General features: G+C 58.0%; 1 protein-coding gene and 1 rRNA gene. Both read right to left on the bottom strand.

Annotated features, from left to right (window positions below):
- Positions 1-149: 149 nt before the first annotated feature.
- Positions 150-1,844 carry a phospho-sugar mutase gene (locus DXC79_RS09865; RefSeq protein ID WP_117636063.1) on the bottom strand — a complete coding sequence of 565 codons (1,695 nt, stop codon included), beginning with the start codon at positions 1,842-1,844 and terminating at the stop codon, positions 150-152.
- 247 nt (positions 1,845-2,091) lie between these two features.
- Positions 2,092-2,207: ribosomal RNA gene (gene rrf / locus DXC79_RS09870) — 5S ribosomal RNA — on the bottom strand.
- Between the last annotated feature and the right edge of the window lie 150 nt (positions 2,208-2,357).

Consider the following 2,357-nt stretch of genomic DNA (forward strand, 5'->3'; position numbering starts at 1 on the left):
CAGACCGGAGGGGCGCCGGGGGCGGGAATCTGGGCGTACACATTTCCTACACATATAAGGACTCTCGGCTGGCTGGGTAAATATAAGAGGGGACCTCGTTTCCGAGATCCCCTCTTTCGCCTATCTACAGTAATAGACTCTTAAATACCTTATGCCAGCAGCTTGCGACCGGACTCTTCAATCGCGTCAAGTGCTGCATCAGCTTCGGCGGCATCCGCGCCCTTGGCAAAGATATACAGCTTGATCTTGGGCTCGGTGCCGGAAGGACGGACGATACCCTTGTTGCCACCCTCGAGATCGAACTCAATGACATTAGCCTTCGGCAGGCCGTTCACGCAGGTGTTGTAGTCCACGACGGCCTCAATCTTGGAACCGGCGAGCTCCGCGGGCGGGTTCTCGCGCAGACCAGCCATGATGCCGGCCATCTTTGCCGCACCCTCAGCGCCCGGATAGCTCAGCGAAATCGTCTTGTTGTGATAGTAGCCATACTTCTCGTACAGCTCGTGCATCGCGTCGGCGAGGTTCTTACCCTGCAGCTTGTAATACTGAGCCATCTGGCAAATCAGCAGCGAAGTGCTCACGGCGTCCTTGTCGCGCACGTGATCACCAGCCAGATAACCGTAGCTCTCCTCAAAACCGAAGATAAAGCGATCGACTTCACCGGCATCGGAAAGCGAGGTAATGATGTCACCGATGTACTTGAAGCCCGTCAGGCAGCGACGGAGCTCAAAGCCATATTCCTCGGCCAGAGCATCGACCATGGCGGAAGAAACAATGGTAGTAACCGCGACCTTCTTAGTGAGGTCCTCGCCGCGGGCGGCACGGGTCTTGCAAATATAGTCGAGCAACAGGACGCCCATCTCGTTACCGGTCAGCAGCAGATAGTCATCGCCATTCTTAACGGCAACGCCAACACGGTCGGCGTCGGGATCGGTCGCAAGCAGCAGATCGGGGTGAACCTGCTCGCAGAGATCGATGCCCTTCTGCATGGCCTGTCGGATCTCGGGGTTAGGATACGGGCAGGTCGGGAAATCGCCGTTAGGTTCCTTCTGCTCGGGAACAACCGTGACATCAGTGATGCCAGCGCGCTCGAGCACCGTGGTGACGGGAATGAGGCCGGTACCATTCAGCGGCGTATAGACAAGCTTGAGCGGTGCGCCGGCAATCTCCTCGGCAGAAAGATTCGTAACGCCGCGAGCGAGAACGGCGTCGTAATAACGCTCGAGGCACGAGTCATCGATCCATTTGACCAGGCCCTGCTCAAGAGCCTCATCGAAGTCCATGGACTTCACACCGGTGAACGTATCGGTCTCGGCGATAGCCTTAGAAATTGCATCGGCGGCCTCGCTGGTGATCTGGCAGCCGTCGGGGCCATAGGCCTTATAGCCGTTATACGGTGCCGGGTTATGACTAGCGGTCATGCAAATGCCACCGGAGCACTTAAGATCACGGACGGCCCAGGAGAGCGTCGGCACAGGAGAAATCTTGGGATAAACGAGGGCAGTCACGCCGTTTGCTGCAAGAATGGCAGCCGTCGTCTTAACGAACAGCTCACCTTTATTGCGGCTATCGCGAGCGATGGCAACCGTTGGATGCTCGAAGGTCGCATTGAGGTAGTCAGCGAATCCCTGGGTCGCACGACCGACCGTATAGATATTCATACGGTTAGTGCCCGCACCGATAGTGCCGCGAAGGCCGGCAGTACCGAAGGCGAGATCTTGGAAGAAAGCATCGGTGATGGCGTCCTCATCACCCTGCTCCTTCTTCGTGTTAAGCTCAGCGAGGAGCTCCTCGTCCTTGACATTGGCAATCCAAGTATCAAGCAGCTCATGAACATCTGCCATGTGAGTCCTTCCTTCACAATCAATAAAACGACCCGTGTAAAACAGGACAAGCGCAGCAGTGCGCTAAAGCAAATATTAGTCCATTGAGAACAGAGAACCGACCAAAGAACGGTGAACGTCTATATTCAGCGGTGGAAGATTAAATTGATTTAATTGCATAAGGAATGTTGCCCGTAAACGCAAAGAAGGGGGAGGCCGCGAGGCCTCCCCCTTCTTCAAGTCATCCGACGGCTCGGTGCCGTCCACCGGTCAGCGGCGCCCTGGCCTCCCACGGGCTGGCCCCGCAGTACTCTCGGCGCGATGGGGCTTAGCTTCCGGGTTCGGAACGGGACCGGGCGTGCCCCCCATGCTCTGGCCGCTGACCGGTGGGCGGCGCCCACCGTTACGGTGTCCGGTATCGCATACACGTGCCCTGGGGGCCGCATGGCGCATAGGGGAGGTGACTCGGGGGCATCCTCGTGCCCGGACCGCGCGCATGAGCGCTGGGTCCCGCGGGCCGCGAGGTGCGGTTCC

The sequence above is a fragment of the Collinsella sp. TF08-11AT genome (assembly GCF_003437035.1).
Classification (GTDB): domain Bacteria; phylum Actinomycetota; class Coriobacteriia; order Coriobacteriales; family Coriobacteriaceae; genus Collinsella.